Here is a 24,047-nt window from a genome sequence, read left to right on the forward strand (position 1 = left end):
CGTCTCCACGCGGAGGTGACTCCCGGCCGCCCGAGGTGCGGGGAACTCAGCCGGCCGTCGGTGACGCGCCGGTGAGGCCGCGCACGATCCCCCCGAGGAGTGCTGCGCGGGCCGTCGAGTCGGGCACCTGTTCGATCCCGAACCCGAGCAGCACGGTGTCCTCGGTGGTGATCGCCGCCCCGACCTGTGACTGCGCCCGGACGAAGTCCGCGACGTTCGGCGGGCTGCCCTCCGGCGCACCGGGCACCGTCCACGGCCCGAGGTCGGTCTCGAAGCCCTGCGGCTCGACGGCCGTGCCACCGATCACCAGCCGCGTCTGGTCCACGCACACCCCGGCCCCGCCGGTGGCCGGATCGGTGACGTAGCTGACCGCCACCTCGACCTGCCCGCCCGCGTAGGCGGACAGGTCGAAGCCGACCTGCTGCCAGCCCTCGGAGGTGCCGGTGATCCGGTTCCACGCCCCCGTGGTCCCGGTCGGCTGGCAGGGCGCGCCGCCGGTCAGGTAGTGCGAGAGGAACGGGTGACGCTCCAGCAGGAGCCCGACCTCGCAGGCCGTCGGCGGTTCGCTGTCGCTGAGCCCGCCGACCTCCGGCAGCGTCGTCCAGGCGTCGGTGCCGACGGGGTGGGCCTCCACGATGACGTTGTCGTAACCCGCCTCCACGTCGTGGGACAGCGCGAACTGCAGCGTCGGCGTCTGCGCCGCGGGGACGTCCGTGAGGTCGACGGTGCGGGTGAGCCTCATGTACGAGTTGTCGGCGTGCGCTGCCGCGGCGAACCAGTCGCCCTCGAAGGTCTCGAGATTGCCCGGTGGGCCGCCCCGGTACTCACCGGACACGGCACTCGTGAACTGCGGGAACCGGTCCGGGGGCAGGACGGCGCTCGTGGGGAGGAACGTCCCGGCCTCGTCGATCGGGTTGCTCGGCGTGGCCGCCAGTTCCGTGCTGGTGCCACTGATCGGCGTGCCCGTCCCGTCCAGGAACTCCGGCGCCGCGCGCGGCGACCGGGTGAACGCGCCCAGGTAGTACTGGACGAAGTCGTCCTTGAGCAGTAGGCAGTCGCTGAGTGGGTCGGCCGTCACCACGCAGTCCTGGTCCGGTGCGCCGTCCAGTCCGTGGTAGATGCCGCCGAGCCCGGTGCCGAGCGTGCCGTGGTAGCCCGCCGTCTCACCGGTGAGCGCGAGGGTGCCGCCTCCGTTGAGGTAGTCGCGCACCGCGAGGGTCAGGTACTGCTGCCGCTCGGCGACAGCCGCGTCCTCCAGCTGTGCGCCGAGGACATCGGTGAGGACGTCCTCGGCGTCCTGGGTCAGCCGGTTGTCGCCGAGGTACCAGACCACGCTGTCGAAGTGGCCGAGCACCCCGAGGTCGTGCGGCACGCCCTGGGCGGACACGTCCCACACGGCCGAGCCGATGCCGGCGTCGGTGAGCGCGTCGACGTACTGCTGCGCGTACCGGGGTGCGGTGGTGGCACCCGGCCCACCGGGGTTGAAGCCCTCGTAGTCCTCGTTGGCCAGCACCAGGACCGACCCGCCGTCGTGCGCCACGGTGTAGCCGAACCGCTCGCTGCTCACCGGGCCGCGGCCGGGGCGTACGCCGGAGAACCACACCTCGACGTCCTGTCCCACGTCTGCCCCGCGGACCTCCCCGCGGAACTCCGCGTAGTAGGTGTCGCCCTCGTCCCCGTAGCGCTCGCCGCCGGCCCACTCGCGCACGGTCACGCGGTGTTCGGGTCCGCCGTCGACCCGGTAGTGCAGCTCGAGGTCGCGCAGGTCGCGCCGGGCCGTGACGGCGACCGGCTGCGGGGTCCCGTAGGAGACGGGGAAGGGGTCGAGCTCGAAGTCCGGGACCGTGCGGCCCACGACCGAGACGGGGTTCGACGGGTCCTGCGCCGACCGGGCCACGGCCAGCGCGAAGGGGAGGTTCTTGTCGAACTCCGCCTGGACCAGCGGCTCCGAGTCGGGGAACTCGAACACGCTCCCGCAGGCGCTGGGCTCGAAGGCGTCGCCGGGGTCGGCTGCGCTGGCCGTCTGGCACGTCGCCATCTCCGGGTTGAAGGCGAGCGTGCCGTACGCCTCCTGGGCGTGCTCGGTTGTCTCGCCGTTCGTGGTGTACAGCTCCGCGGAGATGTCCGGGTCGTAGCCGGGCACCGCGGGCTCGGCGTCGTCGCCGGCCATCGCCTCGTAGACGACGTCGTCGGGCGTCGGTGTGGCGACCTGCCAGCCCGTGCCGTAGAGCAGCAACTCGGCCGCGGAGTGGTAGTTCACGAGGAACTCGAAGCCGACCCGGCGCATGAGCCCGTCGAAGGCACGCGTCTCGGGTTCGGAGGACGGAGCCGGGCCACGGTGGGCATCGCTGTCCGGCGACGGGGACGAGCCCTCGTTGTCGTAGCCCCAGCGGGTCGGGAAGTTGCGGTTGAGGTCGACGCCGTCGACCGCGGTGATCACGCCGTCGCCGTCGTTGTCGCGCAGGTTCTTGCGCCACAGCCGGTCGGTGGTGAACGTGTGGTCGTAGCCGTCCGGGTTCGCCACGGGGACGAACCACAGCTCGGTGCGGTCCAGCAGTCCGCGGATCTCCGTGTCGGTGCGGTAGCCGTCGAGCACGTGGCGCATCAGCCGCCGGGTCATCTCCGGGGTGATCCACTCGCGGGCGTGCTGGGCCGAGACGTACAGCACCGCGGGGCGACTGCCGTCGGGCGCCCGTCGGGCATCCGTGGTCACCTTGAACGCCAGGATCTCCTGCCCGGTGACGGATCGGCCGATCACGACCTGCTCCACCAGGTCCGGGTGCGCCGCCGCGAGCGCGGCGAACTCCTCGCGCAGCCCGCCCGCACCGCTCCACGGACGGAACACACCGGCCGTCGCGGCAGAGGTCTGCGCGGTGGCCGTCCGGGCCTGCAGCGGCACGTCCTGCGCCACCAGGGCGTTCGCCATGCGCTCGCCGAGCACGACCTCCACCCGTACCGAACCGGGTGCGCCACCGGGCGCGGTCAGCACCTCCCGGCGGTCGAGCCCGCTGTCCAGCACCAGGGCCAGCTGCTCGGGCGTCAGCTCGCCCGTGTAGGCGACCGGGCCCGCGCCGCCGGTGGAGGGTGCGGCGCTGGCCGCGGTCCCCGTGCCGGTGAGCACCCCCAGCACGAGCAGCAGGATCACGAGGGCGGGAACGGACCCGCCGCGAGGGCGCTCAGCCGCAGGCACCATGTCAACCGTCCAGACCACGTGGCAGGGGGAGCGAGACACGATCGCCCGGCACAGCGTCCGCGGGCGACAGCACTGCCGTCCACGTCCACGCGCGAGCCGGAAGCGTGTCCGGGGCGTGCTGCCGCAGCGGCCACGTCCGGTCACAGGGCGTGATGACGGGCGTGGTGCCCGGTGTGCCAGCGCCTCCCGGCCCCTCGACGGTCGCGCTGCTCGGGCGGCACGATCCGGGTTCCGTACAGGGGGACCAGGCCGGCAGGGTCCTCCGCGCAGTAGCCGCTGCACCAGGGACGCATGGGTGCAGCGGTCGTCGTCCGGAAGAGGAGGCGCTGGGGCTCAGCTCTCCGGCTCGGGGCGAGCTGTCCGTGTCGGCGCTACGGCCTGCCGGCCTCCCGAGAACACGCGTTCAGCGCAGTTCGTCACCGGAGGGCTCCCTCGTCGACGGCCGGCTGCGGGAGACGCCGAACCCGGCACAGGGACCGAGCGCCCCAAGGCTCGGAGCCGGGACGTGCTACTCGACGTCCGAGGAGCACCGCACGACCCCTCCCGGGCTCGGCGACCGGGAGGGCGCGCGACGTTCAAGCCTCCCCGCCCAGCTCGCCGTCGTCCAGGTCCCGCTGCCGACGCCGGTCCTCCTCGATGTCGGCGCGCTCCTCGGCTCTCCTCTCGGCGAGGCTGTCCGGGGTCCGGTCCCTCGCGACCTGGAGCTCGGTGCGGGTGCCGGGATGCTGCGACTCGGTGCTCATGGCGCGGGCCCTCCGGTCGGTTGACGGACGCGGGCGCCAGGAGGGGTGGCCCGTCGGGGCACCACTCCCCGCCTACCACGCTGCGATGGCAGGGACAGACGCGGTGTGGTCGGCAGAAGGGGCTACGCCTGCGGCGCTCCGCAGGTCGAGGTGTCGGCGAGGACTCAGTGCTTCTTGTCCCGCGTCAGCCGTTCCATCTGGGACGGGGCGTCGGTCTTGGCCTTGCGCTCCAGGCGCTTCTCCTTGATCGACTTGCCGGACTTCTTCGACATCGAGTGTCGAGGGGACTTGTCGGCCATTGACTGCTCCCTCATCGGGAACCTGTGCGGCTCCATGCTCGGACGCTACGCCCCCCAGGGGCCCGTGTCCGCCTGTCAGTGTAGTGGTGGTGGGGTCAGCGGCTGCGGCCGTCAGCTGTTCACCGCCCCCGCCTCGGGAGGTGCCTTCCCTGGCGAGGGCCTGCTCCGACGGATGCCGCCATACCCAGTCGGCTTCCTCGTCTCCGCGGCCGGTCGACGTCTTGTCCCGCAGGGGAGGCGCGAGCACGCTGTCGGAGATCCCGACAGCAGCGGCGTCGGCCCGGGTGCCGCCCGGGCCTCTGGAGCGCCCCGATGCTGTTCCACGTCAGCTTCCGCGTCGAGCACACCCGGCTCGACCGCGACGAGTTCTGGGACGAGTGGGAGCGGGAGACGCAGGCGGCGCTCGGGGCGCTGGAGGCCGGGGTCATTTCCGGTCCGGGAGTACGCGGCCTTCGCCGAGGACGTACGCACGCGCTGGCAGTCCTAGCCTCGGGAGCTCCGGCCTGTCGGGTTCCGGCCTCAGTACCGAGTGCTGGCGTGCCCTCCGAGGAGCGCCTCGGTACACACGCACACGGCTACGGCCGTGATCGTGCGTGCTGATCCCCTCCGACGATCCGTGGCCGTCCCGGCCTGAGGCCGCAGAGTCGGGTGCCGGCCGTCGCCGTGCGAGGGCGTCCGGTCTCCCCTCGAGCCGCTGACACCGAGGCGGACACCGCCACCCCCATGGGACGTCGCCTCGCACCACTGCCCGCGGACGCCGTGGCCCCCTCGTCGGGCCAGCGCCTCCTGGCGGGCTCGACCTCCCAGCCCCGCCGTCCTGGGCGCCCTCGCGAGCTGCTCGCGTGCGGCCGCGGGTGGCACGATGCGGCCATGGCCTCCCCGCAGGTGCCTGCCGGGCAGGGCAACACGGCATTCGTCCTGGGTGGCGGGGGAGTGCTCGGCGCGGCCGAGGTCGGGATGCTGCAGGCTCTCCTCGAGCACGGCGTCCGGCCCGACCTGGTCGTGGGCACGTCCGTGGGGGCGATCAACGGCGCGCTCGTCGCCGCCGACCCCACGCCGGGCACCGTCGACCGGCTGCGCGGCGTGTGGGAGGAGCTGGTCTCCCAGCGGATCTTCACCGGGTCCGTGCTGGGCCGGGCGCGCACGCTGGCGCGGACCCGCACGCACCTGCACCCGCGGGAGCCGCTGCGGGACCTGCTCGCCCAGCACCTCCCGGTGCGCACGTTCGCCGAGCTGCGCGTGCCGTTCCAGTGCGTCGCGGCCAGCATCGAGCGGGCCGCCGAGCACTGGTTCACCGAGGGCGCGTTGGTCGAGGCGGTGCTCGCCTCGTGCGCGGTGCCCGGGCTGCTGCCACCCGTGGAGCTCGACGGCGAGCACTACCTCGACGGCGGGCTGGTGCACAGCATCCCGGTCGGCCGGGCGGTCGCGCTCGGCGCCGACACGATCTTCGTGCTGCACGTCGGGCGGATCGACCATCCACTGACCCCACCGACCGGGCCGTGGGAGGTCGCGCAGGTCGCCTTCGAGATCGCGCGGCGGCACCGGTTCGCCGCCGACCTGGCCGCCCTACCCCCCGGCGTCACGGTGCACGTGCTGCCCTCGGGTGACCCGGCTCCGCCCGGGGCCGCCAACCTGCGCTACCGCGACTTCTCCGGGGTCCCGGCCCGGATCGACCAGGCGTACCGCGCGGCCCGTGGCCACCTGGACCGGATCGGCGCGTCCCTGGACCAGGGAGCCTGAGGTGCTGCCGCCACGCCGCGTCCGCCGGGTCACCGGCCCGCTCCTCGTCGCCGCGCTGGTGGCCGCGGTCGCCCTGCTCCCCGCGCTCGTGGTCGTGGCGGTGGTCGCCTCGATCTTCCTGCCCGGCCGGCTGCGCGCGCTGCGGCTGCTGGCCTTCGCGTTGGTGTACCTCGCGCTGGAGGTGGCCGGGCTCGCGGTCGCGGCGGTCCTGTGGGTGCTCGGCGGCTTCGGCCGCAGGATGGACACACCGCGGGCCCGGGCGGCGCACTACACCGTGCTCCGCCTGCTGCTCGACACGCTGATGCGGGTGGCCCAGCGGCTGTTCGCCCTGCGGCTGGTCACCGACGGCACGTCCTGGTCGCCGCTGGACGACGGGGTGCCCGGCTCAACCAACGCCATGGTCGTGCTCTCCCGGCACGCCGGCCCGGGCGACTCGTTCCTGCTCGTGCACACGCTGATGAACCGCGACCACCTGCGCCAGCCGCGGATCGTGCTCAAGGACGTGTTGCAGTTGGACCCGCTGATCGACGTCTACCTCAACCGGCTGCCCAACCACTTCGTCTCGGCCGATCCCGCGGCGGGGTCCGGCTCCGAGGAGGCGATCGCCCACCTCGCCCGTGACCTGGGCGAGGAGGACGCGCTGCTGATCTTCCCCGAGGGTGCGAACTTCACCCCGCAGCGCCGGACCCGGGCCATCCAGCGACTGCGCGACCGAGGCCTGCTGTCCGCAGTGCGCCGGGCCGAGGCGATGCGGCACCTGCTGCCGCCGCGTCCCGGCGGGGTCGTCGCGGCGCTGCGGTCAGCCCCGCACGCCGACGTCGTCCTGGTCGCGCACACCGGACTGGAGCACCTGAGCACGGTCCGCGACCTGTGGCGGGGCCTGCCCATGGACAAGACCCTGCACCTGCGCTGGTGGTTCATCCCGGCCGCGGAGGTGCCGCGGGACGAGACGCAGCTGACCGACTGGCTGTACCACTGGTGGGAGACGATCGACGCCTGGATCACCACCACCTCGGCGGCTCAGCGGGCGCAGGACGTACGTGGGACCGGTGTGCCAGGCGTCCCCGACGCGGGCAGCGCGCTCCGGAGCGAGCCGTCGTAGCGAGCCGGCGTGGTCGAGGCGACGGTTGTCACGTCATGTCGACCGCGATCTTCAACTGCCCCGGCCGGGGAGCGATGGCGGCGCTGAAGGCCCCCTGCACGTCGGCGACGGGGTGGACGTGGCTGACGTAGCAGTCGCGCAGGCCGGGGTGGGCCGCCAGGTGGGTGCCGGCGTCCGCCAGCACCCGGCGCCGTTCCAGGGTGACGCCCGAGCGCAGGGTCAGGTTCTTGCGCAGGAAGGTCATCATGTCGAACGGGTAGACCGGGTCGTCGGGGACGCCGAAGTAGAAGACCTGACCGCCGGGCGCCACGGCGTCCAGTGCCGGCTGCAGCGTCGAGATCTGGTGGCCCACCGCCTCCACGACCACGGACGGCCGGTCGGCGTCGGACAGCGAGCCCGCCCACCGCTCGGCCCGGGCGGTGACCACCTCGTCGACGCCGAAGGCGGACGCGACGTCGCTGCGGTCCACCGGGTCCACGCCGGTCACCCGGGCCGCGCCGCGGGCCTTGAGGACGTGGCTGAACAGCAGGCCGATCGGGCCCTGACCGATCACCCCGACCGTCTGCCCCGAGACGTCGCCGAGCTGCTCGACGGCGTAGAGCACGCAGGCCAGGGGCTGCAGCATGACCGCTGTGGTGGCCGGCAGGCCGGTGTCGTAGCCGGTGAGGCCGTCGCCGTCGGTGACCACCAGCTCGGCGATGCCGTCGAACATCGACGCCCAGCCCACGACGAGGTCGCCGGGGGAGTGGTCGGGATGCCGGCTGGCGACGACCTCCCCGACGATCTCGTGCATCGGGAAGCCGGGCGCCCGTGTGGCCCCCCAGCCGTCCTCCGCGGCTGGGTGCGGCCAGATGCCACCGCGGAAGTTGGGCAGGTCGCTGCCGCAGATGGCGCCCGCGCGGGTGGCCAGCAGCACGTGCCCGGGCGGCAGGGCAGCGGGGTCCGGGGCCTCGACCTCGACCTGCTCGAAGCGGAAGGGACCGCTGAGCGTCTGTGCCCACATGGGTGTTCTCCGTCCTGCTCGGCGTGCCCGCACCGGGACGGTGCCGGCCGCAGTGCCGTCGATGAGCGCCCCGCTGGCCGGACCGTCGGGCGATGCCTCGCAGCCTGCAGGATCTCCCGCTCGAGCTCAGCAGCGCACAGGTCCCCGTGCGCCTCCCGTGTCGTGCAGGTGCTGCCGAGCCGACGGGACCACCTCCGTCCACCAGGAGCCCGGGTGGGTTCGGCGGCGGGCGTCGACGACGGTCCCGTCCGGCCGCTGACGGCGGGGGAGCGTCGGCGGCAGGCTCAGTGGTTGTCGCGCGGGACACCCATGGTCTGCGCGACGCGCTGGTAGCCCACCGCGGGACGGAGGACCATGCCGTCGCACAGCTGGGTGACCATCGCGCGCTGGATCTCCTGCCACGGCGTCTGCGAGGGCGGCATCGGATACCCGCCGGCCGCCTCCAGACGGCGCCGGCGCTCGGTCAGCTCCTCGTCGGGGAGCAGGACGTCGGCCCGTCCGGCGACCAGGTCGATCCGGACGACGTCGCCGGTCTGCAGCAGCGCCAGCCCGCCGCCGGCCGCGGCCTCGGGTGAGGCGTTGAGTATCGAGGGCGAGCCCGACGTCCCCGACTGGCGGCCGTCACCGATGCACGGCAGCGCGTGCACCCCTCGCTTGATCAACGCCGCCGGCGGTTGCATGTTGACGACCTCGGCGGCGCCCGGATAGCCCAGCGGGCCGACCCCGCGGATGAACAGCAGGCAGTCCTCGTCGATGCCCAGCGCCGGGTCGTCGATGCGGGCGTGGTAGTCCTCCGGCCCGTCGAAGACGACGGCGCGACCCTGCAACACGCCCGGGTGCTCGGGGTCGGACAGGTAGCGCTCCCGGAACTCCGGGGAGATGACGCTGGTCTTCATGATCGCGCTGTCGAACAGGTTGCCGCGCAGTACGAGGAAGCCGGCATCGGGCAGCAGGGCCCGGTCGAAGGTGCGGATGACCTCGCGGTCGGTCGCAGCGCTGTCCCGGCAGTTCTCCCCGATCGTCCTGCCGTTGACGGTGCGGGCGTCCTCGTGGATCAGGCCGTGCGCCATCAGCTCGTGGACGACGGCGGGCACGCCACCGGCCCGGTGGAACTCCTCGCCGAGGAACCTGCCGGCCGGCTGCAGGTCCACGATCAGCGGCACGGTGAGCCCCAGGTCCTGCCAGTCCGCCACGTCCAGCGGGACGCCCACGTGCCGGGCGATGGCGTTGACGTGGATCGGCGCGTTGGTGGAGCCCCCGATGGCCGAGGTGACGACGACGGCGTTCTCGAAGGCCTCCCGGGTCAGGACGTCCGACGGCCTGAGGTCCTCGTGGACCATCTCCACGATCCGCCTGCCGGTCAGGTACGCCATCCGGGCGCGGTCCCGGTGCGGAGCCGGGATGGCGGCAGAGCCGGGCAGGCTCATGCCGAGAGCCTCCGCGATCGCGTTCATGGTCGAGGCCGTCCCCATCGTGTTGCAGTGGCCGGGGGAGGGGGCCGACGAGGCGACGAGGTCGACGAACCCGGCCTCGTCGATCTCCCCGGCGGCGAGCATCTCCCGGGCCTTCCAGACGATGGTCCCCGACCCGGTCCGCTCGCCGTTGAACCAGCCGTTGAGCATCGGGCCCCCGGACAGCACGATCGCCGGGAGGTCGACCGTGGCCGCGGCCATCAGGCAGGCGGGGGTCGTCTTGTCACAGCCAGTGGTCAGCACGACGCCGTCCAGCGGATAGCCGTGCAGCACCTCGACGAGGCCGAGGTAGGCGAGGTTGCGGTCGAGCGCTGCGGTGGGACGCCGCCCGGTCTCCTGGATCGGGTGCACCGGGAACTCGAGGGCCAGTCCGCCCGCGTCCCGGATGCCCTCCCGCACGCGCTCGGCCAGGACCAGGTGGTGCCGGTTGCACGGCGCGAGGTCCGAGCCGGTCTGCGCGATGCCGATGACCGGCCGGCCCGACTGGAGCTCCGCCCGGGTGAGCCCCCAGTTCAGGTACCGCTCGACGTAGAGCGCCGTCATCCCGGGGTTCTGCGGGTTGTCGAACCACGCCTGGCTGCGCAGCCGTCGTGCCGGCGCCACGTCGTCGTCCACCGGAGCTCCTCTCATCCGTCGTGCCCCGCCGACCATCGGAGGCTCGGACCGCACGGGCTGATTGTGGTCCGGGGGACGTCCGTCGTCCTGGTGGGAGACCACGGTCGCCCCCGGGTGCAGTGGGCCTCCCGATCCCCGTCCCGGCGGGCGGCGAGCGGGCGGCCGCGGCCCCTGCGACCCTGGACGGCGCCGCGACCTGGCTGGTCGTGACCGGAACCCGGCACGCAGGGAGGCGAGGGACATGGTCGGCAAGGCGCCGCTCCCGCCGATCACGACCGTGCGGCAGGTGCCGCGGTGGTCGGAGATCCGGGACGTCGTGCAGTTCAGGAGGCCGCAGCTCGGCGGTAACGCGCGGCGGCTGGCGAACGCGCTCTCGGTCCGCGACCTGCGCGAGGCGGCCCGGCACACGACCCCCCGCGCCGTCTTCGACTACGTGGACGGCGCGGCCGAGGAGGAGATCACCGCGGCGAGGAACGTCGCCGCCTACCGGCGGGTCACGTTCCTCTCCGACGCGCTGCGCTCGGTCGCCGACCCCGATCCGAGCGTGGAGGTGCTCGGTCGGCGCATCGCCATGCCACTGGTGTTCGCGCCCACCGGCTACACGCGGATGATGCACCACCACGGGGAGGCGGCCGTGGCCGGCGTGGCCCAGCACGTCGGCGTGCCGTACGCGCTGTCGACGGTGGGCTCGACCTCGATCGAGGACGTGCGAGCCGCCGCACCCGACGGCGACCTGTGGTTCCAGCTGTACTTCACCGCCGACCCGGAGGTCAACGAGGACCTGGTCTCCCGTGCGGAGGCGGCCGGGTACTCGACGATCCTGCTCACCGTCGACACCGCGGTCTCCGGGATGCGCCTGCGGGACGTCGTCAACGGCCTCACGATCCCGCCGACGCTGACCGCCAGGACCGTGCTCAACATGTCGCGGTTCCCGGTGTGGTGGTTCAACAAGCTGACCACCGGGGGGTTGACCTTCGCCTCGCTCTCCGGTGTCCCGGGCAACCCGACGCCGGGCGAGGTCGCGAGCATGATGTTCGACCCCGGCCTGGACCTGAACTCGCTGGACTGGTTGCGCGCCCGGTGGCGGGGCGACCTCGTCGTCAAGGGCGTGACGACGCCGGAGTCGGCCCGCGAGATCGTGGAGCGCGGCGCGGACGCCGTGGTGGTCTCCAACCACGGCGGTCGCCAGCTGGACCGCTCGGCGGCGACGCTCGACGTGCTCCCGGCCATCCGGGCGGCGGTCGGGCGGGAGGCGACCGTGCTCATCGACGGCGGGGTCCTGCACGGCCAGGACATCGTGGCCGCCCGTGCGCTCGGCGCGGACGCGGTGATGATCGGCCGCGCCTACCTGTACGGCCTCATGGCCGGCGGTCGGGACGGCGTGCTGCGCGCCTACGAGATCCTCGCCGAGGAGTACCTGCGCTCGATGCAGCTGCTGGGCGTGCGACGCAGCGAGGACCTCTCCGACCGGCACGTCTCCTTCAGCCCGCACGGCACGGGCGACTACCCGAACGTCTCGGTCTGATCGCGCGGTCCGGTCCGCCTTGCGAGACGACCCCGGACGGTGCACAAATCCCCTTGCAGCCTCAGCAGTGACCCAGTTCACGGACCAAGGAGGCACCATGGTCAGCACCCGTCAGCCGGGAGGGCAGCCCTCCTCGGTGGTGGCCCTCTTCCCGACCAAGCACCTGGCCGCACCGCAGGTACGGGACATGCCGGAGCCGCCGTCGCAGTTCCGGCACGTCATCGGGCCGGGGATCATCGCCGCCGGCGTCGGCATGGCCAGCGGCGAGTTCATCCTCTACCCGTACATCGCGTCCCAGGTCGGGCTGGTGTTCGTCTGGGCCGCGTTCGTGGGGTTGGCCACCCAGTACTTCCTCAACATGGAGATCGAGCGGTACACGCTCGCGACGGGGGAGACCGCGCTCACCGGCTTCAGCCGGTACTGGCGGCACTGGGGCCTGGTCTTCGCCGTCATGGCCTACTTCGCCAACGTCTGGCCGGGCTGGGCCACCAGCTCGGCGACCCTCATCACCTACCTCGTCGGCGGCAGCGTGGCGCCGATCGCGATCGGCATCCTGCTGCTGATCGGCGTGATCCTGACGATGGCCCCGGTGGTCTACCAGGCGCTCGAGAAGATCGAGATGGTCAAGGTCGCGGCCGTCCTGCTGCTCATCGCCGTGGCCTCGGTCGCCGCGATCGGCGCCTCCACCTGGGCCGACACCCCGCAGATCATCACCGGCGCGGGGCTGCCCTACCAGGAGCTGGGCTTCGCCCTGCTCCTCGGGGCCCTGGCGTTCGCCGGCGCGGGTGGCGGCCAGAACCTGTGCCAGAGCAACTGGATCCGCGACAAGCGGTTCGGCATGGGTGCCTACGTCCCGCGGATCGTCAGCCCGGTGACCGGCCACCCCGAGGCGGCGCCCTCGACCGGCTTCGTGTTCGAGCCGACCCCGGAGAACCTGGGCCGCTGGCGCCGCTGGTGGCGCTTCGCCAACATCGAGCAGCTGACCACCTTCGTGCTGATCAGCTTCCTCACCATCCTCTTCACCTCGCTGCTCGCCTACGCCACCGTGTTCGGCCGGGAGGGGCTGGCCAGCGACATCTCGTTCCTCGAGGCGGAGGGCGAGGTGCTCAACGAGACCGTGGGCGGCTGGTTCGGCACCTTCTTCTGGATCATCGGCGCCTTCTCGCTGTTCGCGGCGGCGCTCGGGATCGTCGACTACACCAGCCGGCTCGGCGCCGACGTGCTCAAGACCGCCTACCTCAAGGGCGCGAACGAGAGCAAGATCTACTTCGCGCTGGTCTGGGGCCTGGTCGTGATCGGCGTCGTCGTGATCCTGTCCGGGCTCAGCCAGCCGCTGGTCCTGCTCGTCATCTCGGCAGTCACCGGCGGCCTGATGATGTTCATCTACTCGGCGCTGTTGCTCCTGGTGAACCGGCGGACGCTGCCCCAGGAGATCCGCCCCGGCGCCGGCCGGGTCGCGGCCCTGGTCTGGGCGTTCCTGCTGTTCGGCTTCCTGTCCGTGCTGACCTTCAACCAGCAGCTGCAGAACCTGTTCGGTGGCTGAGCCAGCAGGGGAGTCGCTGCCGCGGGTGGTCACGGCGGGGGAGACGATGGTGCTCGTCGTCCCCACCGCCCCGGGCCGGCTCCGGCACGCCGGCGCGGTGACCCTGTCGATCGGTGGCGCGGAGAGCAACGTGGCCATCGGGCTGTCCCGGCTCGGCGTCCCGGCCAGCTGGGTCAGCGCGCTCGGCGAGGACGAGCTCGGTGAGCTCGTCCTGCACCGGGTGCGCGCCGAGGGCGTGGACACCAGCGCCGTGCGCCGGGTGCCGGACCGGCCCACTGGGCTCTACCTGCGGGAGGAGGTCGCCGGCGCGCTGCGGGTGTACTACTACCGCCGCGGGTCGGCGGCCTCGACCCTGGCGCCGGGCGCGTTCGACCCGGCGCTCCTCGACGGCGCCGCCTTCCTGCACCTGACCGGGATCACCGGGGCACTGTCGCCGGAGTCCGCCGGGTTCCTGATCTGGGCGGCGCGGACCGCCCGGGAGGCCGGTGTCCGGGTGAGCTACGACGTCAACTACCGCACCCGGCTGTGGGAGCCCGCGGCTGCGCGCGCCGCCAGCGAGGCGGTGCTCCCGTACGTCGACGTCCTGTTCGTCGGCGACGAGGAGGGCCGCGCCCTGTGGGGCTGGGACGACGACACCTGCCTGGACCGGCTCGCCGACGCCGGCCCCCGCGAGGTGGTGCTCAAGCAGGGTGCGCGGGGCTGCGCCGCGGTGGTGGACGGCGAGCGGCTGGCCTCGCCGGGGTTCCCGGCCCGCCAGGTGGACCCGATAGGTGCGGGGGACGCGTTCGCCGCCGGCTACCTCGCCGCGACCCTGGAGGGCCAGGACCCAGCGGGCCGGCTGCGGACGGCGAACGCCATGGGCGCGTTCTGCGTGCAGAACCTCGGCGACTACGAGGGCCTGCCGAGCCACCGTGAGCTCACCGCATTCCTGGACCGGACCGTCGACCTCGGGAGATGACGATGCAGGATCCTGCCGACGTCCTCGCAGGCGTCTACGTCGCCAACGTGACGCCGTTCCGCGACGACGAGCGCTACAGCATCGACGTGGACGCCTACCTCGGCCACGTCCGGTGGCTGGCCGAGCAGGGGGTCACCGGCGTCATCCCGTTCGGGACCAACGGCGAGGGGCCCTCGGTCGCCTCGCACGAGAAGCGCGCCGTCCTGGAGGCGCTCGTCCCCGGGGCGGGTCCGCTGCACGTCGTCCCGACGGTCGCGGAGGGCAACCTGCCGGACACCCTCGACCTCCTGTCCTTTCTGGAGGACCTGCCCGTGCGGGCGGTCATGGTGCTGCCGCCGTACTACTTCAAGCCGGTGTCGATCGAGGGGCTGCGGGTCTTCTACGAGCGCGTCCTGGCCGCCACCCGGCACCCGGTGGTCATGTACCACATCCCGAAGTACGCGATCCCGCTCCCGACGGACCTCGTGACGAGCATGCCGGTGTGGGGTGTCAAGGACTCCGGGGGTGAGGCGGGATACGCCGAGACGGTCCACGGCGCCGGGAAGGGGGTCCTCGTCGGCACGGAGGACGACCTGCCAGCACGTCTCCTGTCGGCCCACGGCTCGATCTCCGCACTGGCCAACATCGTGCCCGAGCAGGTCGTCGCGCTCTACGAGCACGTCCGCAGCGGCCGGTCCGCCGAGGCCGGAACGGTCTCCACCCACCTCCAACAGGTACGCGCGATGACCAAGGAGTACGTGTCGGCCGGCGTGCTCAAGAAGGTCGCCGAGCAGCGGCACGGGCACCCGATGGGGACCGTGCGACCGCCGTTGGCACCTGTCCCGCCGACCTTCGACGCGGCCGCGGCGGCCGAGCGCGCCGTGGCCGGCCCCATCCGGTGAGGACGCCCCGGGTTCGGGTGCTGGTGACCGACGCGGACTACGGGGTCCTCGACATCGAGACGGAGGTGCTGTCGGCCGCCGGGCACGAGCTGCTCATCGCCCGGTGCCGGACGGCGGCGGAGGTCATCGAGGCCGCGCAGGAGGTCGACGCCGTCCTCGTGCAGTACGCCCCCATCACGGCCGAGGTGCTCGACGCGCTGCCGCGGCTGCGCCTGGTGAGCCGCTACGGCGTCGGCGTGGACGTCGTCGACACCGACGCCGCCCGGGCCCGGGGGGTCTGGGTGTGCAACGTGCCCGACTACGGCACCGTCGAGGTCGCCCTGCACGCGGTGGCGATGCTGCTCGCCCTCCTGCGGAACCTCGCCGGACACGACCGGGAGGTCCACGCCGGACGCTGGGACCACCGGCTCGGGGGGCGCCTGCCGCGGCCCGGCGGGCTGACCGTCGGTGTGGTCGGGCTCGGCCGGATCGGGCGGATGACGATGGAGCGCGCCGCGCCGTGGTTCGGCCGGGTGGTGGGCTACGACCCGCACCTGCCGGACGACGCCTGGCCCGCCGGGGTCGAACGGTTGGGGCTCGACGAGCTGTTCGCCGCCAGCAACGCGGTGACGCTGCACCTGCCGTTGACTGCCGATACCCAGGGCCTGGTGGGCGCGGACCTGCTGGCGCGGATGCCCGCAGGTTCCTACCTCGTCAACACCGCCCGGGGTGGGCTGGTCGACCTCGACGCCGTCGTACGGGCGCTGGAGGACGGCCGGCTAGCCGGCGTCGGCCTCGACGTGCTCCCGCAGGAGCCGCCACCGGTGGACCACCCCCTGCTCGGCCACCCCCGGATGCTGCTGAGCCCGCACGTCGCCTGGTACTCCGAGGAGTCCGAGGCCGAACTGCGTCGCAAGGCGGCTGAGAACGTCGTCGCATGGGCGCGGACCGGTCGTCCGACCTACCCCGTCGTCGACGGTCGCTGACGTCGGACCGTGGTGGCCAGGTGTCCCGGTCGAGGGCCGGACCGCGACGGGCCGAGGCGGGTGGTCGACCGGGACGCTGCCACCGTGGCCGCGCTCCGCGGCCACCGGGCGGCTCACGGCCTGCCGGCCCTGGACCTCGTGCGGACCCGGCGCTCGTGCTCGGCAACTCGAGGGCTGATCCGAGGCGCGGAGCACCACGCCGAGCCCCATCACGGTCCGCTCCCCGGCCGTGAGGACCTCGCGGCGCCGAGGTCCGTTGTCCGATGGGGAGACAGGAGTGATCCTGTTCCATGACGTCGAGTCCGTCGTACGAGCAGTCGAAGCAGGTCGCCGAGGCCAGCCGTGAGAGGGAGTGGACCAAGCCGTCGTTCGGCAAGGAGCTCTTCCTCGGCAGGTTCCGCCTGGACCTGATCCACCCCCAGCCCGAGCTCGATCAGGGCCAGGTCAGGAAGGGGGAGGCCTTCCTCGAGCGCCTGCGCGTCTTCCTCACGGGGAGCGTCGACCGGCAGCTGATCGAGCGGGAGGCGAGGATCCCCGCAGACGTCATCCGGGGCCTCGAGGACCTGGGCGCCCTCGGCATGAAGATCCCCGAGGAGTACGGCGGGCTGGGGCTGAGCCAGGTCCACTACAACAAGGCGCTGGCCATGGCGGGCACGTGGCACTCGTCGATCTCGACCCTGCTGTCCGCACACCAGTCGATCGGCCTCCCCGAGCCGCTGCACCTGTTCGGCTCGGAGGAGCAGAAGCGCGAGTGGTTGCCCAAGCTCGCCAAGGACCACGTCTCGGCGTTCCTGCTCACCGAGCCGGACGTCGGTTCCGACCCAGCGCGCATGAGCACGACCGCGATCCCGACCGAGGACGGCACCGGTTACCGGATCAGCGGCACGAAGCTGTGGGCGACCAACGGCGCGATCGCCGACGTCGTGGTGGTCATGGCCGTCGTCCCGGAGTCCGACGGCCATCCGGGCGGCATCACCGCCTTCATCTGCCCATACCACCGGGAGGGCATCACCGTCGAGCACCGCAACGAGTTCATGGGACTCCGGGGCATCGAGAACTCGGTGACGCGCTTCGACGACGTCTTCGTCCCGAACTCGGACGTCATCGGCGGCGAGGGCAAGGGTCTGCGGATCGCGCTCACCACCCTCAACACCGGCCGCCTGTCACTGCCGGCGTTCTGCCTGTCGGCGGTCAAGTACTCGTTGAAGATCGCACGCGAGTGGGCGGCCGAGCGCACGCAGTGGGGCAGGCCCATCGGCGAGCACGACGCGATCGCGCAGAAGCTCGCCTGGCTGACGGGCACCGCCTTCGGCCTCGAGGCGGTGCTCGACGTGTCGAGTCGCCAGGCCGACGACGAGCGCAACGACATCCGCATCGAGGCCGCGCTCGCGAAGCTCTACGGGTCCGAGCTCGGCTGGATCGCCGTCGACGAGATGGTCCAGGTCCGCGGCGGCCGCGCCTACGAGACCGCCGAGTCGCTCGCTCGACGCGGCGAGAAGCCGGTGCCGGCCGAGCAGATGCTGCGCGACATGCGGATCAACCGCATCTTCGAGGGCTCGACGGAGATCATGCACCTGCTGATCGCTCGTGAGGCCGTCGACCAGCACCTGAAGGTCGCGGGCGACGTGGTGTTCGGCCATTCGGGCCCGGCCGGCAAGGCGAAGGCCGCCGTGAGGGCCGGCGCCTTCTACGCCGCGTGGTTCCCGACGTTGGTGACGGGCGCCGGCCAGCGTCCGGGCGCCTTCTCCGAGTTCGGCGACCTGGCCAGGCACCTGCGCTACGTCGAGCGCCACTCGCGCAAGCTCGCGCGGTCGACCTTCTACGCGATGGGCCGCTACCAGGCGCGCCTGGAGCAGAAGGGCCATCTGCTCGGCCGGATCGTCGACATCGGCGCGGAGCTCTACGCCATGGCGTGTGCGTGCGTCCACGCGGACACCATCGCGCGCGGGGACCCCCAACGCAGGCAGGAGGCCTTCGAGCTGGCCGACCTGTTCTGCGGCCAGGCCCGGCGTCGGGCCGACCGGCTGTTCACGGAGCTGTGGGCCAACGACGACGCGGCTCAGTACGAGGTCGCCCAGCAGGTGCTCAGCGGCCGCTACGAGTGGTTCGAGCAGGACGTCCTCGACCCGGCGGGCGATGGCCCGATGATGCCGGCGCACGCACAGCCGGCCGCCGGGCAGTTCGAGGACGTGCGGGTCGGGACCGCGCCGGAGGTGGAGACCACGGCCGCGCAGTAGCAGAGCCTCACGCCTGAGCGGTGAGCGGTTCCTGGACACCGAGACCACTCGTCGAGTGGTGGCACGTACGGAGGTCTGATTTCATGTCGGTCCTGTAGTGGAAGGACCCCGGCCCCGGGGTCTTGCCAGCCAGGAGCCGCCGTGGCGCTCAGAGTGGCCGTCCTCGCAACCGGTGGGACCATCGCGACCCGCACGGACGGGTCCGGGACGGCCGTGGCGCGGGCGAGCGGCCGGAAGTCGCTCGGCGACCTCCCTCGACCTGCTGGGGTCGCTGTCGACGCGGAGGACGTCCTCCGGGTCGGCAGCCACGCGACGACCCTGCAGCACCTGCAGCACCTGCAGCAGCTCGCCGTCCGCGTCGCCGGACGCCTGCGGGGCGACGTGGCTGGCCCGCATCGTCCTGCACTGCTCAGCTCCGACGCCGACGCCGTACGGGCCGCTCCCACCGAGTACGTGGACCCGACGACTCGGCCACCTGACCGACCCCCGGTCGCCAGGGCCAGGGGCTGACGCCCATCCCGACGGAGGAGGTATCCCCGGTGCCGAAGGAAGTCCTTTGTGCGTTCGGAGTCGATGTCGACGCTGTGGCCGGTTGGCTGGGGTCCTACGGGGGAGAGGACTCGCCGGATGACATCTCCCGCGGACTCTTCGCCGGAGAGGTCGGCGTGCCCCGCCTGCTGACGCTGTTCGATCGGTACGACCTGCGGACCTCGTGGTTCGTACCCGGGCACTCCATCGAGACGTTCCCGGACCAGTTCCGGCAGATCGTCGACGGCGGCCACGAGGTCGGGGTGCACGGATACAGCCACGAGAACCCGATCGCGATGAGCCGCCAGCAGGAGTCCGCCGTGCTCGACCGCTGTATCGAGCTCATCGAGAAGATGGCGGACCGGCGCCCTACGGGATACGTGGCTCCGTGGTGGGAGTTCTCGCCCGTGACCAACGAGCTGTTGCTCGAGAGGGGCATCAAGTACGACCACTCCCTGATGCACGACGACTTCACGCCGTACCGGGTCCGGGTCGGCGACAGCTGGATGAAGATCGACTATTCGAAGTCGGCCGAGGAGTGGATGGAGCCGCTGGTCCGCGGCCAGGAGACCGACCTCATCGAGATCCCGGCGAACTGGTACCTGGACGACCTGCCGCCGATGATGTTCGTCAAGACCAGCCCCAACAGTCACGGGTTCGTCAACCCGCGCCACCTCGAGGAGATGTGGCGCGACCAGTTCGACTGGGTCTACCGCGAGATGGACTACGCGGCGTTCACGATGACCATCCACCCGGACGTCTCGGGGCGCCCTCAGGTGCTGCTGATGCTCGAGCGGCTCATCGAGCACATCAACGGCCACGACGGGGTCCGTTGGGTGACGTTCGACGAGATCGCCGACGACTACGCGGCTCGCTACCCACGAGATGGGCAGGAGCGATGAGCAGCCAGGAGCGGCCCGGGGAGACGTCCTCGGTCCGGGGTTACGACGACGACACCCCGATGCATCGCTTCGAGGACATGTCCCCGGTCGGGCACTTCGCCGAGAACGAGCTGGCGGAGCGACCCGAGGTCGCCCGTCGCCAGTTCCCCACCTTCACCAGGCGCCAGACGAACACGGCGATGATCCTGGCCTTGACCGCCTGGACGGTCGCGGTCTTCGACTACGGGCTGTTCGGCACGCTGCTGCCGGCCATGCAGGGCGACTTCGGCTGGAGCCCCGAGCAGGCGTACCTCGTGAACACCCTCATCGCCATCGGCACGGCCATCGTGGCCTTCGGCGTGGGGCCCGTCATCGACCGGCTGGGGCGCCGGCGCGGGATGATGACGACCATCGGCGGCACGGCCGTGGCCTCCGCCCTGACCGCCGTCATCCCCGCCAACGCCGGAGCCGCGACCACCGCAGCGGTCGTCGGGGTTCGCTCTCTGGGCGGACTCGGCTTCTCCGAGCAGTCGGTCAACGCCACCTACCTGAACGAGGTCTTCTCCCTCACCGAGGACGAGAACAAGAAGAAGAACCGCGGCTTCTGGTACGGCATCGTCCAGGGTGGCTGGCCGCTCGGCTTCCTGATCTCCAGCGCGGCGGCCCTGCTGCTCCTCGACCTGATCGGATGGCGCGGTCTCTACCTCGTGGCCGCCGTTCCAGCGCTCGTGCTGGTCCTGCTCATCGGCCGCAAGTTGCAGGAGAGCCCACAGTTCGAGCTGCACCAGCAGATGCACCGGCTCAAGAAGGAGGGCAGGGCAGCCGAGGCCGAGGAGCTCGCGGCCGCCTACGGCGTGGACCACGTCACCGAGGCGCCTATCGCCCGGATCTTCGCCCCGGGCCTCCGGCGCAACACGATCGTGCTGTCACTGGCCTGGATCGTGAACTTCTTCGGCATCAACATCTTCAGCGTCCTCGGCAGCTCCGTGCTGGCCAACGCCAAGGGCGTTCAACTGAGCACCGCGTTCTGGATGCTGGTCATCATCAACCTCGGGGCCTATTTCGGATACATCTTCCACGGTTGGCTCGGTGACCGGATCGGGCGCAAGAACACCATCGTCATCGGCTGGATGATCTCCGGGATCGCCTTCGCAGTGATGCTGGCCGTCCAGAACACCGCCTTGATCGTCCTGACGTACGCGATCGGGCTGTTCTTCCTGGTCGGCCCGTACGCGGCCATCCTCTTCTACATGGGGGAGTGCTACCCCACCGACTGCCGTGGCACCGGCACGGTGATCATCGGGGCGATGAGTCAACCCGGCACCATCATCGGCGGGTTCCTGTTCACGGCGGCCGCCGCGGCGTGGGGCACCGGCGCGGCGGCGCTGTGGGTCGGCGCGCTGGGGACGTTCCTGTCCGGCCTGCTCATGTTGCTGGCCAAGCCCGTCGCGCAGCTGGAGCACTGACCGATGACCACTGAGGAGGGAGACGGGGCCCGACGTGTCGCCGTGGTGACAGGAGCGGCCAGCGGCATCGGGCGCGCCACGGCGGTCGGCTACGCCGGCGTCGGCGTGGCCGTCGTCATCGGGACGTTCCCGGGGGACCCGCACGATCCCGGTGAGACGCTCCGCCAGGTGGAGGCCGCCGGAGGGGACGGGTTGGTCGTGGAGGTGGACGTCCGGGACAGCGCGCAGGTCGACGAGCTCGCCACACGGGCCGTGGACGAGTTCGGCCGGATCGACTACGTGGTCGCCAACGCGGGCGTGCTCAGGCGGGCGCCGCTGGCCGATCTCACCGACGCGGCCTGGGACGACATGCTGGCGGTCGACCTGACCGGCGTGCTGCGGACCTTCCGCTCCTGCGCCGCAGCGCTGGGGGAGGGGGCGGCCATGGTGGCCGTCTCCTCGATCGCCGGCGGGGTCTACGGCTGGGAGGACCACGCCCACTACGCGGCCGCCAAGGCCGGCGTCCTGGGGCTGTGCCGGTCCCTGGCGGTGGAGCTGGCACCCCGAGGAGTGCGGGTCAACGCCGTGATCCCCGGGTTGATCGAGACCCCGCAGTCCTCCGACCCCGTCAACTCGCTCGGGCCGGAGGGGCTGCAGCGCGCCGGTGCGGACATCCCGTGGGGCCGGGTCGGGCGGCCGGAGGAGGTGGCCGACGTGATCCGGTTCCTCACGTCACCGGCTGCGCAGTACGTGACCGGGCAGGCGATCGTCGTCGACGGTGGTCTGACCGTGAAGATGCGGGCGTGACCGGCGTGTTGCAGGGCCGGCGGGCCCTCGTCACCGGCGGCGCCAGCGGGATCGGACGCGCCATCGCCGAGGCGTTCCTCGCGGAGGGCGCCCGGGTGGTCCTCCTGGACCGCGACGAGACGCTGGCCGAGCAGGCGGCCCGGGACGTCGGCGCCGCCGGCTCGGTCGCGGCCGACGTCGCCGACGAGGCCCAGGTGCGACAGGCGGTGGTCGACGCCGAGCAGGCGATGGGCGACATCGACGTCCTGGTCAACGCCGCGGGCATCCTCACCCAGGCTCCGCTGGTCGAGATGTCCCTCGCGCAGTGGCAGCAGACGATCGACGTGGACCTGACCGGCGTCTTCCTGATGTGCCGGCACGTCGTGCCCGGGATGGTGCACCGAGGAGCCGGCCGGGTGATCAACATCGCCTCGCAACTGGCGATCAAGGGCGGCGAGTCCCTCACGCACTACAGCGCCGCCAAGGCCGGGGTCATCGGTCTGACCAAGGCCCTGGCCCTGGAGGTGTCCCGTTCCGGGGTGCTGGTCAATGCCATCGCTCCCGGCCCGATCGAGACGCCGCTCGTCGAGGGCATCTCCGAGGACTGGAAGACGGCGAAGCGCGCAGAGCTGCCGCTCGGCCGCTTCGGCCGGCCGGAGGAGGTCGCTCCCACCGCGGTGCTCCTCGCCAGTTCCCCCGGCGGGGACCTGTACGTGGGACAGACGCTCGGGCCCAACTCCGGCGACGTCATGCCCTGACCGCGTGGATCCGCGTGGCGCGGCAACCAGAGAGGGGGACGGGATGTGCGGGGCCTGTGGCCGCAGGACGGCGGTGGACGCGTGCACGCCGGTCCTCGCCTGCACCCCAGCGCGCCGGGAGGGGGCGGACCCGGTCGACGCGACGCTGCGGGACGACGGTCACCCGGCACGGGTCACCGCCACCGCACTGTGGGCGACTCCGCTCTCCCACCCGGAGGTGCTGGTGGACCTGCTGCTCGCCCTGCCGGCCCGCCTCGACCAGCCCGTCGCACCGTCCGCTCCCACCCCGGTGGTCGTGGCGGTGGCGGATGCTGCCGCTGCGACGGCCCGCTCCACTCCCTCGAGCCGTCATCCGGAACCAGGACGGGAAAGATGACCATCAGCATCAACTCCGACATCGGTGAGTCGTTCGGGATCCACTCCTTCGGCAACGACGAGCGTCTGCTACCGCTGATCGACACCGCCAACGTGGCCTGCGGCTTCCACGCCGGCGACCCGGTCGGCATCCACGAGGTCGTCGCGAGAGCGGGAGCGGCCGGGATCTCCGTGGGGGCGCATCCCGGGCTCCCGGACCCGGTCGGGTTCGGACGCCGGGAGATGAAGCTGCTCCCCGAGGAGGTCCGGGACATCGTCCTGTACCAGGTGGGCGCGCTGTCGGGGTTCCTCACCGCCGAGGGGCTGCCGCTCGACCACATCAAGCCGCACGGCTCGCTCTACGGCATGGTGGCCCGCGACGAGCAGCTCATGGACGCCGTGTGCGACGTCGCGGTCCAGTACGGCGTGCCGGTCTACGGGATGGCCGGAACCGCCCACGAGGAGGTCGCCAAGCGCCGTGGCGTCGACTTCGTCTCCGAGTTCTACGTGGACCTGGGTTACCGCGCCGACGGGTCCCTGATCATCGCGCGCCGCCCGTCAGCGACTCCGCCGGAGCTGGCCGCCAGGCGGGCTCGCCTGGCCCTGGCGGAGGGGGTCGCCGAAGCCGACACCGGCGAGCGCGTCCCCGTCCGGGTGGAGAGCATCTGCGTGCACTCCGACACTCCCAACGCCGTGGACGTCGCCACCGCGGTGCGTTCCGTACTCGACGCCACGACCAGCGATCCCACCGCCAGCGAAAGGACCCGATGATGGCCGAGCACACGGTCCTGTCCCCCCTCCCAGGGGTCTTCTACCGCAGCCCCTCGCCGACGGATCCCCCGTTCGCGGAGGTGGGGTCCTCGGTCACCGCGGACCAGACGATCGGACTGGTCGAGATCATGAAGCAGTTCGCCGAGGTCAAGGCAGGGGTGGACGGGAGCCTCACCGGCTTCACCGTGGAGAACCAAGCCACGGTCGGACCGGGGGACCCGATCGCCACCATCGACGCGGGCTGACCG

At 72.2% G+C, this 24,047-nt stretch carries 20 protein-coding genes; 15 read left to right on the forward strand and 5 right to left on the reverse strand.

The genetic code is table 11. The features are described from left to right. Positions 1–46: 46 nt before the first annotated feature. The 3 genes from ACWIX7_RS25405 to ACWIX7_RS25415 form a co-directional block, all read right to left on the reverse strand. Positions 47–3,145, reverse strand: coding sequence for a M14 family zinc carboxypeptidase (locus tag ACWIX7_RS25405; protein ID WP_448619178.1), 3,099 nt, complete (start codon positions 3,143–3,145; stop codon positions 47–49). 623 nt (positions 3,146–3,768) lie between these two features. Then, positions 3,769–3,936 (reverse strand): hypothetical protein, encoded by a 168-nt coding sequence (locus ACWIX7_RS25410; protein WP_448619179.1) that lies wholly within the window; start codon positions 3,934–3,936, stop codon positions 3,769–3,771. Positions 3,937–4,100: 164 nt separating this feature from the next. Further along, entirely contained in the window at positions 4,101–4,271 is a 171-nt protein-coding gene (locus tag ACWIX7_RS25415) for a hypothetical protein (protein ID WP_448619180.1), read from the reverse strand. 834 nt (positions 4,272–5,105) lie between these two features. On the opposite strand from ACWIX7_RS25415, the gene ACWIX7_RS25420 reads away from it, so the two are divergent. Both ACWIX7_RS25420 and ACWIX7_RS25425 read left to right on the forward strand, forming a co-directional pair. After that, positions 5,106–5,975 carry a patatin-like phospholipase family protein gene (locus ACWIX7_RS25420; RefSeq protein WP_448619181.1) on the forward strand — a complete coding sequence of 290 codons (870 nt, stop codon included), beginning with the start codon at positions 5,106–5,108 and terminating at the stop codon, positions 5,973–5,975. A gap of 1 nt (position 5,976) precedes the next feature. Next, a complete protein-coding gene (locus ACWIX7_RS25425) occupies positions 5,977–7,077 on the forward strand; it encodes a lysophospholipid acyltransferase family protein (protein WP_448619182.1) in 1,101 nt (366 codons plus the stop codon). A gap of 28 nt (positions 7,078–7,105) precedes the next feature. On the opposite strand, the gene ACWIX7_RS25430 is transcribed toward ACWIX7_RS25425, so the two are convergent. After that, complete coding sequence (locus ACWIX7_RS25430) at positions 7,106–8,080, reverse strand: zinc-binding dehydrogenase (protein WP_448619183.1); 975 nt, start codon at positions 8,078–8,080, stop codon at positions 7,106–7,108. 284 nt (positions 8,081–8,364) lie between these two features. Further along, positions 8,365–10,167: an IlvD/Edd family dehydratase gene (locus tag ACWIX7_RS25435; RefSeq protein WP_448619184.1), complete on the reverse strand. Its 1,803-nt coding sequence runs from the start codon at positions 10,165–10,167 to the stop codon at positions 8,365–8,367. A gap of 241 nt (positions 10,168–10,408) precedes the next feature. Between ACWIX7_RS25435 and ACWIX7_RS25440 the strand changes: the two genes are divergently transcribed. From ACWIX7_RS25440 to ACWIX7_RS25500, 13 genes are all read left to right on the forward strand, one after another. After that, positions 10,409–11,692 carry an alpha-hydroxy acid oxidase gene (locus tag ACWIX7_RS25440; RefSeq protein ID WP_448619185.1) on the forward strand — a complete coding sequence of 428 codons (1,284 nt, stop codon included), beginning with the start codon at positions 10,409–10,411 and terminating at the stop codon, positions 11,690–11,692. Positions 11,693–11,789: 97 nt separating this feature from the next. Then, a complete protein-coding gene (locus ACWIX7_RS25445; RefSeq protein ID WP_448619186.1) occupies positions 11,790–13,235 on the forward strand; it encodes an Nramp family divalent metal transporter in 1,446 nt (481 codons plus the stop codon). Further along, the gene (locus tag ACWIX7_RS25450) at positions 13,228–14,193 is read left to right on the forward strand and encodes a sugar kinase (protein WP_448619187.1); all 966 of its coding nucleotides are present in this window, start codon (positions 13,228–13,230) and stop codon (positions 14,191–14,193) included. The genes ACWIX7_RS25445 and ACWIX7_RS25450 overlap by 8 nt, the downstream gene beginning before the upstream one ends. Positions 14,194–14,195: 2 nt before the next feature. After that, entirely contained in the window at positions 14,196–15,074 is an 879-nt protein-coding gene (locus ACWIX7_RS25455; RefSeq protein ID WP_448619188.1) for a dihydrodipicolinate synthase family protein, read from the forward strand. Between the two features lie 17 nt (positions 15,075–15,091). Then, positions 15,092–16,039, forward strand: coding sequence for a C-terminal binding protein (locus ACWIX7_RS25460; protein ID WP_448619189.1), 948 nt, complete (start codon positions 15,092–15,094; stop codon positions 16,037–16,039). 290 nt (positions 16,040–16,329) lie between these two features. Then, complete coding sequence (locus ACWIX7_RS25465; RefSeq protein ID WP_448619190.1) at positions 16,330–18,276, forward strand: acyl-CoA dehydrogenase family protein; 1,947 nt, start codon at positions 16,330–16,332, stop codon at positions 18,274–18,276. A 153-nt stretch (positions 18,277–18,429) separates the two neighbouring features. Further along, the gene (locus tag ACWIX7_RS25470) at positions 18,430–18,786 is read left to right on the forward strand and encodes an asparaginase domain-containing protein (protein ID WP_448622190.1); all 357 of its coding nucleotides are present in this window, start codon (positions 18,430–18,432) and stop codon (positions 18,784–18,786) included. A gap of 155 nt (positions 18,787–18,941) precedes the next feature. Further along, the gene (locus tag ACWIX7_RS25475) at positions 18,942–19,706 is read left to right on the forward strand and encodes a polysaccharide deacetylase family protein (protein WP_448619191.1); all 765 of its coding nucleotides are present in this window, start codon (positions 18,942–18,944) and stop codon (positions 19,704–19,706) included. Continuing rightward, on the forward strand, positions 19,703–21,151 hold the full coding sequence (locus ACWIX7_RS25480) for an MFS transporter (RefSeq protein WP_448619192.1): 1,449 nt from the start codon (positions 19,703–19,705) through the stop codon (positions 21,149–21,151). Before ACWIX7_RS25475 ends, ACWIX7_RS25480 begins: the two co-directional genes overlap by 4 nt. Before the next feature lie 42 nt (positions 21,152–21,193). Next, positions 21,194–21,937 carry an SDR family NAD(P)-dependent oxidoreductase gene (locus ACWIX7_RS25485; RefSeq protein ID WP_448619193.1) on the forward strand — a complete coding sequence of 248 codons (744 nt, stop codon included), beginning with the start codon at positions 21,194–21,196 and terminating at the stop codon, positions 21,935–21,937. Next, complete coding sequence (locus ACWIX7_RS25490) at positions 21,934–22,674, forward strand: SDR family NAD(P)-dependent oxidoreductase (RefSeq protein ID WP_448619194.1); 741 nt, start codon at positions 21,934–21,936, stop codon at positions 22,672–22,674. The genes ACWIX7_RS25485 and ACWIX7_RS25490 overlap by 4 nt, the downstream gene beginning before the upstream one ends. A gap of 372 nt (positions 22,675–23,046) precedes the next feature. Further along, entirely contained in the window at positions 23,047–23,799 is a 753-nt protein-coding gene (pxpA, locus tag ACWIX7_RS25495; protein WP_448619195.1) for a 5-oxoprolinase subunit PxpA, read from the forward strand. Beyond that, complete coding sequence (locus tag ACWIX7_RS25500) at positions 23,799–24,044, forward strand: acetyl-CoA carboxylase (RefSeq protein WP_448619196.1); 246 nt, start codon at positions 23,799–23,801, stop codon at positions 24,042–24,044. Before pxpA ends, ACWIX7_RS25500 begins: the two co-directional genes overlap by 1 nt. The last annotated feature ends 3 nt before the right edge of the window (positions 24,045–24,047 follow it).

This window comes from Geodermatophilus sp. URMC 65 (genome assembly GCF_053502545.1).

What these genes read in the sequence shown, in the direction of transcription:
- ACWIX7_RS25500 (WP_448619196.1), top strand. Translation starts at nt 23,799, where the DNA reads ATGGCCGAGCACACGGTCCTGTCCCCCCTCCCAGGGGTCTTCTACCGC.
- ACWIX7_RS25430 (WP_448619183.1), bottom strand. Translation starts at nt 8,080, where the DNA reads ATGTGGGCACAGACGCTCAGCGGTCCCTTCCGCTTCGAGCAGGTCGAG.
- ACWIX7_RS25420 (WP_448619181.1), top strand. Translation starts at nt 5,106, where the DNA reads ATGGCCTCCCCGCAGGTGCCTGCCGGGCAGGGCAACACGGCATTCGTC.
- ACWIX7_RS25440 (WP_448619185.1), top strand. Translation starts at nt 10,409, where the DNA reads ATGGTCGGCAAGGCGCCGCTCCCGCCGATCACGACCGTGCGGCAGGTG.
- ACWIX7_RS25455 (WP_448619188.1), top strand. Translation starts at nt 14,196, where the DNA reads ATGCAGGATCCTGCCGACGTCCTCGCAGGCGTCTACGTCGCCAACGTG.
- ACWIX7_RS25410 (WP_448619179.1), bottom strand. Translation starts at nt 3,936, where the DNA reads ATGAGCACCGAGTCGCAGCATCCCGGCACCCGCACCGAGCTCCAGGTC.
- ACWIX7_RS25480 (WP_448619192.1), top strand. Translation starts at nt 19,703, where the DNA reads ATGAGCAGCCAGGAGCGGCCCGGGGAGACGTCCTCGGTCCGGGGTTAC.
- ACWIX7_RS25445 (WP_448619186.1), top strand. Translation starts at nt 11,790, where the DNA reads ATGGTCAGCACCCGTCAGCCGGGAGGGCAGCCCTCCTCGGTGGTGGCC.
- ACWIX7_RS25465 (WP_448619190.1), top strand. Translation starts at nt 16,330, where the DNA reads ATGACGTCGAGTCCGTCGTACGAGCAGTCGAAGCAGGTCGCCGAGGCC.
- ACWIX7_RS25415 (WP_448619180.1), bottom strand. Translation starts at nt 4,271, where the DNA reads ATGGAGCCGCACAGGTTCCCGATGAGGGAGCAGTCAATGGCCGACAAG.
- pxpA (WP_448619195.1), top strand. Translation starts at nt 23,047, where the DNA reads ATGACCATCAGCATCAACTCCGACATCGGTGAGTCGTTCGGGATCCAC.